The organism is uncultured Vagococcus sp., from assembly GCF_963518325.1.
Lineage (GTDB): Bacteria > Bacillota > Bacilli > Lactobacillales > Vagococcaceae > Vagococcus_D.
Window position 1 is genome coordinate 1 of the sequence record NZ_CAUQJB010000064.1, and the last position, 6,905, is coordinate 6,905.

Annotated in this window: 2 protein-coding genes and 2 pseudogenes; 1 reads left to right on the forward strand and 3 read right to left on the reverse strand. The window is 40.7% G+C overall.

Translation table 11 applies throughout. The features are described from left to right. Both RWN13_RS23445 and rpoB read right to left on the reverse strand, forming a co-directional pair. A pseudogene (locus RWN13_RS23445) lies at positions 1-1,034 on the reverse strand (DNA-directed RNA polymerase subunit beta'); the annotation flags it as partial. A 378-nt stretch (positions 1,035-1,412) separates the two neighbouring features. Next, positions 1,413-4,955, reverse strand: a pseudogene (rpoB, locus tag RWN13_RS23450) (DNA-directed RNA polymerase subunit beta); the annotation flags it as partial. 845 nt (positions 4,956-5,800) lie between these two features. Here rpoB and RWN13_RS23455 point away from each other — a divergent pair. Continuing rightward, positions 5,801-6,223, forward strand: a complete 423-nt coding sequence (locus RWN13_RS23455) for a hypothetical protein (protein WP_314068652.1) — start codon at positions 5,801-5,803, stop codon at positions 6,221-6,223. A 407-nt stretch (positions 6,224-6,630) separates the two neighbouring features. Here RWN13_RS23455 and RWN13_RS23460 read toward each other — a convergent pair. Beyond that, on the reverse strand, positions 6,631-6,905 hold a 275-nt coding region (locus RWN13_RS23460), incomplete at its 5' end, for a hypothetical protein (RefSeq protein ID WP_314068656.1).

The window sequence follows — 6,905 nt, forward strand, 5'->3', positions numbered from 1 at the left end:
ACGATAACCGAACGACCAGAATAGTCAACCCGTTTACCCAGTAAGTTCTGACGGAAACGACCTTGTTTCCCTTTTAGCATGTGAGACAAAGATTTCAATGGACGGTTACCAGGTCCAGTAACTGGACGGCCACGACGACCATTATCAATCAAAGCATCGACTGCTTCTTGCAACATTCTCTTCTCGTTTTGAACGATGATATTTGGTGCCATTAAATCTAATAAACGTTTCAAACGGTTATTACGGTTAATCACACGGCGATATAAATCATTCAAATCAGATGTAGCAAAACGGCCACCTTCCAATTGAACCATCGGACGTAAATCTGGCGGGATTACGGGAATAACATCCATGACCATCCAGCCAGGCTCATTGCCTGAACTACGGAAAGCTTCAAGAATATCCAAACGACGAATCGCTCGGGTCCGTTTTTGACCTGATGCTGTTTTTAGTTCTTCTTTTAATTCAAGGACTTCTTTTTCTAAATCAACATCATCCAATAAACGTTTGACTGCTTCAGCACCCATGCCAGCTTGGAACCCTTGGCCATACTGCTCACGTTTATCACGGTATTCACGTTCTGTTAGCAATTGTTTTTTCTCAAGAGACGTATCTCCTGGTTCAATGACCACATAAGAAGCAAAGTAAATCACTTCTTCCAAGGCACGGGGACTCATATCAAGAATCAGACCCATCCGACTTGGAATGCCTTTGAAGTACCAGATATGTGAGACTGGTGCTGCTAATTCGATATGGGCCATCCGCTCACGACGTACTTTCGAACGTGTGACTTCAACTCCACAACGGTCACAGACAATCCCTTTATAACGAATTCGTTTGTACTTACCACAAGCACATTCCCAGTCTTTTGTAGGACCAAAAATTCGCTCACAGAAAAGCCCTTCACGTTCAGGTTTCAGTGTCCGGTAGTTAATTGTTTCCGGCTTTTTCACTTCACCATAAGACCAGCTTCTGATTTTTTCTGGAGAAGCTAAACCAATCTGCATGCTCTCGAATTTATTTACATCGATCAAAAGGTGTTCCCTCCATTCATATATTAAGTGCAAAAAAGTGATAGAAAGAATTAATGCAACCTTGGAGTGGGGCATTTAGTGTCAATGCCACCACTGGCTGGCTGAATTAGTTTAAGCTGATTCTGACAGCAATTGAAGGCCGCTGTCACAGCTTATTGACGTGCTCGATCTGGCTGCATTACTCCGTTCTGCTACGATCACATCAAATTCTAAGTGCTAAAGCACTAAGAATTGCCGTTATTCTTACGAATTTATTCGTTAGAGATAAGGGACAACGAAGTGAAGGCTAGCAATTTCTCTCATCCAGTTTAATCGAAAAAGCCGATTATACTGGACGATCGAGATATGCTCAATGCAAGTCGCCAGCTCTCACACTTATTCTTTCTCTGCGTTTTTTGCTGCTTGTTCTTGGGCGTATTTGGTCAAGGCGTCGACGGTAATTAAATCGTCTTCGTCATCATCCATATCGCGCAGTTCAATCTCTTGGTCGTCGATATCTAATACTTGCATATCAAGTCCTAATGATTGCAATTCTTTAACCAATACGCGGAATGATTCTGGTACGCCTGGTTTTGGAATTGGTTCACCTTTGACGATGGCTTCGTATGTTTTCACACGTCCGACCACGTCATCAGATTTGTACGTTAAGATTTCTTGTAGCGTGTAAGCTGCACCGTATGCTTCCAAGGCCCAAACTTCCATCTCCCCAAAACGTTGTCCACCAAATTGCGCTTTACCACCAAGTGGTTGTTGCGTAACCAGTGAGTAAGGTCCTGTTGAACGAGCATGAAGTTTATCATCAACCATGTGAGCTAGTTTCAGCATGTACATCACACCAACAGAAAGACGGTTATCAAATGGTTCACCTGTACGGCCATCGTAAAGAACCGTTTTAGCATCTGCTGCCATACCTGCTTCACGAACAGTTGACCAAACATCTTCTTCACTTGCACCATCAAAGACTGGTGTTGCCACATGAATCCCTAAGTAACGAGCGGCCATACCGATATGTAACTCAAGAACCTGACCAATGTTCATCCGTGATGGTACCCCTAATGGGTTCAGCATGATGTCAACTGGTGTACCGTCAGGCATAAATGGCATATCTTCTTCCGGCATAATCCGAGAGACAACCCCTTTATTACCATGACGTCCGGCCATTTTATCGCCTTCGTTGATCTTACGTTTTTGGACGATGTAAACACGAACTAACATGTTAACACCTGGTGATAATTCATCGCCAGCTTCACGCGTAAAGATCTTCACATCGTGAACAATCCCGCCGCCGCCATGAGGCACACGTAGAGAGGTGTCACGAACTTCACGAGCTTTTTCACCAAAGATGGCATGCAAAAGACGCTCTTCTGCTGATAATTCTGTTACCCCTTTAGGCGTGACCTTACCAACTAATAAATCGCCATCTTTCACTTCAGCACCGATACGGATAATACCCATTTCGTCTAAATCTTTCAGCGCATCTTCACCGACGTTAGGAATTTCACGCGTAATCTCTTCAGGTCCTAATTTAGTGTCACGAGCTTCTGACTCATACTCTTCAATATGAATTGAGGTATAGACATCATCTTTCACCAAACGACGGCTCATGATGATGGCATCCTCGTAGTTGTAACCTTCCCATGTCATAAAGGCAACTAAGACGTTTTGACCTAAAGCCATTTCGCCTTCTTCCATTGACGGGCCATCTGCTAAGACATCACCCTTGTCAACTTTTTCACCTAATGTCACGATTGGACGTTGGTTATAACACATACCAGCATTTGAACGACTGAATTTAGTCGCTGAATATTTATCTAAGGTACCATTGGAACGACGGACGCGGATTTCGCTTGAATCAACGTATTCCACGACACCATCATGCTTACAAACTAAAGCCGAACCTGAGTCATGGGCCGCTTTATACTCCATCCCAGTTCCCACAAGTGGTGAACGAGGCTGAACTAAAGGCACTGCCTGACGTTGCATGTTCGCACCCATCAAAGCACGGTTGGAGTCATCGTTTTCCAAGAAAGGAATACACGCAGTTGCCACCGCAACTACCTGTTTAGGCGATACATCCATGTAATCGACTTTATCAATGGAGACTTCTAAGTTTTCACTTTGGATACGAGCCATAACAATCTCTTCCGCAAAACTACCATCTTCATTAAGTAAAGAGTTAGCTTGGGCTACCATGTAGTGATCTTCCTCGTCAGCCGTTAAGTAATCGATATGTTCCGTTACTTTACCTGTTTTGCGGTCAACCCGACGATAAGGTGTTTCAATAAACCCATAAGGGTTAATTTTCGCATAACTAGACAAACTGTTAATCAAGCCGATATTCGGACCCTCAGGGGTTTCAATCGGACACATTCTGCCGTAATGTGAGTAATGCACGTCACGAACTTCATAGCCAGCACGGTCACGGGTCAAACCACCGGGCCCTAAAGCTGATAGACGACGTTTATGAGTTAACTCACCTAGAGGGTTCGTTTGGTCCATAAACTGTGACAATTGAGACGAACCAAAGAATTCTTTGATTGAGGCCACAACTGGACGAATGTTAATTAATTGTTGTGGTGTCAATGTTTCTGTGTCTTGAATCGACATTCTTTCACGAACCACACGTTCCATACGAGCTAACCCGATACGGAATTGGTTTTGCAATAATTCACCAACCGAACGAATACGACGGTTACCTAAGTGGTCAATGTCATCCACATTGCCGATGTCTTCTTGTAAGTTGAAGAAATAACTCATCTCTGCAATCACATCAGCAGGGATAATCGTTTTTTCAGACGGATCAATTTGACCATTGCCAATAACGTTAACAACACGCTCTGGATCTTTTGGTGAAAAGACCTTAACCGTTTGAATGGTCATTGGTTCTGTTACAACACCGTCTTCAGTTGGATAGAATGTTTCGTTGTTTAAGCCCGCATCCAAGTATGATTCCAATTTATCCATGACTTCGTGATTGATCACGGTGCCAGTTTCAAACAAGATTTCGCCTGTTTCTGGATCAACTAAGGTTTCAGCCAGGGTTTGGTTTAGTAAACGGGTTTTTAAGCTTAATTTTTTGTTGACTTTGTAACGACCAACGCTCGCAAGGTCGTAACGTTTTGGATCGAAGAAACGAGCATTCAGTAAGTTACGCGAACTGTCTGCTGTTTTAGGCTCTCCCGGGCGTAGACGCTCGTAAATATCTTTTAAGCCTTCCTCTGTACGAGAATCCGATGCATTTTTATGAATGTCTTTTTCTAACGTCAAACGTAAACTTTCATTATCGCCAAAGATTTCCAAAATCGTATCATCTGAACCGAAACCTAACGCACGGACCAAAACTGATAGTGGAATCTTACGAGTACGGTCAATCCGCACGTAAGAGATATCTTTTGCATCTGTTTCCATTTCTAACCATGCACCACGGTTAGGAATCACAGTCGTGCCAAAACTCACACGGCCATTTTTGTCCAATTTACTGTTGTAATAGACCCCAGGTGAACGAACTAATTGAGAAACAATAACCCGTTCCGCCCCATTGATAATAAATGTACCCATTTCCGTCATTAACGGGAAATCACCAAAGAATACTTCTTGAGCTTTGATCTCACCAGTTGTTTTGTTGTCTAGACGTAAGGTCACATGAATGGGAGCTGAATAGTTTGCGTCATGCGCACGAGCTTCTTCAACTGTATACTTCGGTTCCTTCAATTCATACCCGACAAACTCCAGTGATAACTTATCACTAAAATCTTTGATTGGAAGAATATCTTCAAACATTTCTTTTAGACCAACGTCTAAAAACCATTTGTAAGAATTTGTTTGAATTTCAATCAAATCTGGTAATTCTAATACTTCACTGATTCGTGCGAAACTTCTACGTTCGCGATGCTTTCCGTATTTGACTACGTGTCCAGCCAAGCTCTTCACCCCTCTGATTTTTCTCAAAACACCATCTTAATGACATCAATGTTACAAATATTAAAATTTGATAACAAAAATATTACATCAGCCTTTTTAGGCAAAAAAAAACCAAAAATAGAACATTCTCTTTTTTTTGAGCTTCTACTTTTGTTTTCCTATAAAAAAACGCCAAATGGACAATATTTCACCCGACATTTTCGTGATTTCAGATAGCTTTTGCAACTATCAATTATATAGCTTTAAACTTTTTTTGTCAAGGCTCTCCCGCCCGTTTTTCACTCATTTCAAAAAAAGAATCAAACTCTTTCTTATTATTTCTTTAGTTTGTAATATACACAGGCTTTTTTTGCCTTCTAGTTTGCACCATCACCCACTATCATTAAGAGTGATGCTAGACCTTATCAAACGAAACTAGAAAGCAACACCTTGAATCAGATTCACCCTCCACGCCAACAATATGGGAGAGTTAACTACCAGGTTGGCACTAACTTCCCAAAACTTATTCAAAACCTCTTGATAAACAAGTAGCTTATTAGGCTAAAATAGACAGTTGCTCTGGAGACAACTTGCTCAATAAAGGACATTGTTTGCTAACTTGTCTCTGCCCCAACACTATTTAATCTGGTCATTAATCAACTCTTCCTAGTTTAAACAATGATATGCACAAAATAATGATAATATGCAAAAACGAATTTTATCTTCAGATGACTGTCACATAAGGTTTTTCATATACTCCCTTTATTTGTATTCAACTTTTGCAGAGTTCCATGCACCATTAGGCCTTTTACAAAGATAGAAAACACGCTATTATATAGGTATCTTAAAAAAAGGCGGAAAATCTAATGAAACTTATTGATAATTGGAAAGATGGTACCCTTTATTGCGCAGTCGTCAACACTCACTACGGAAAATTTACGCGTGTCTTCTCATTCGATGCTCACTTAACGAGAGATGAATGTGTCGAGATCCTCAATAACTCACTACCTGACATCATTTCCATTGACTCTTTTGACGACTGGGGCCCAGTTCTAACATTAAAAACTAAGCAAGGACCCAGTTCTTGTTTTATTGAAGAAATTGAAACTCGTTACTCAATGATTTTGGAAAATACACCTAAGAATCAAGCCGAACTTCTGAGAGATCTAATATCTGAAATGGAAATCGCCTATGCTGATACAGTTTTTACAGATACCTTAGATAAACAAAACTCCGTCGAAGGAATACTTTATGAAAAACTCATAGCATCTAGAGATTCATCCTTGTGAGATTAAGGAAACTATTTCCCACTTCCTCTTATTAAAAGTCGATTAATTTTCGAACAAGTATACAAACTAAGGCGATAGACAATTTTCACCCTAGTTTGTATACATCTTACTAATGGATAAGTTTCAAACACCTCCTTGCATCTCCCGAAAAATTTCTAGATATTAAAATGACCGAAGTACGCTTCCACAATCTGCTTTCTCTTAATAAATCACATCCTAGAACCATAATAAAAGATCAAGTCATCAGTTGTTTTCATCACTATTGAGATTTAAACTAACCTTTTTTTATGTTCAACCCACCTTCTTTTAGATGCTCTAATAAGATAAGAGTATCAGCCGTCTTATAGCAACTGATCCCCTCCCTCGTAATTCAAAAAAAATAACTACTTGTATTTAAACAAAAGGTTCTAATCTCGTTTATAATTGACTATTAGAATTAAATTAACGAACAGCAACAGTCCATAACCTAATAACTGTGTCCCTATTTCTATTCGCTCACCAGCTTTAGGCAAGTCATTTTTAGTTTTAACAGTTCCTTTTTCTGATGCTTTACTTGAGTTAGTTGGCGGATAACCAGTAATCAGTTCCGGTACGGTTTCATTTGGTTCTGTTGTCGTACTTGGCTCCGTTGTCGTACTTGGCTCCGTTGTCGTACTTGGCTCCGTTGTCGTACTTGGCTCCG

Excerpts from the sequence above, each read along its gene's own strand:
- RWN13_RS23455 (WP_314068652.1), top strand. The coding sequence starts at position 5,801 with ATGAAACTTATTGATAATTGGAAAGATGGTACCCTTTATTGCGCAGTC.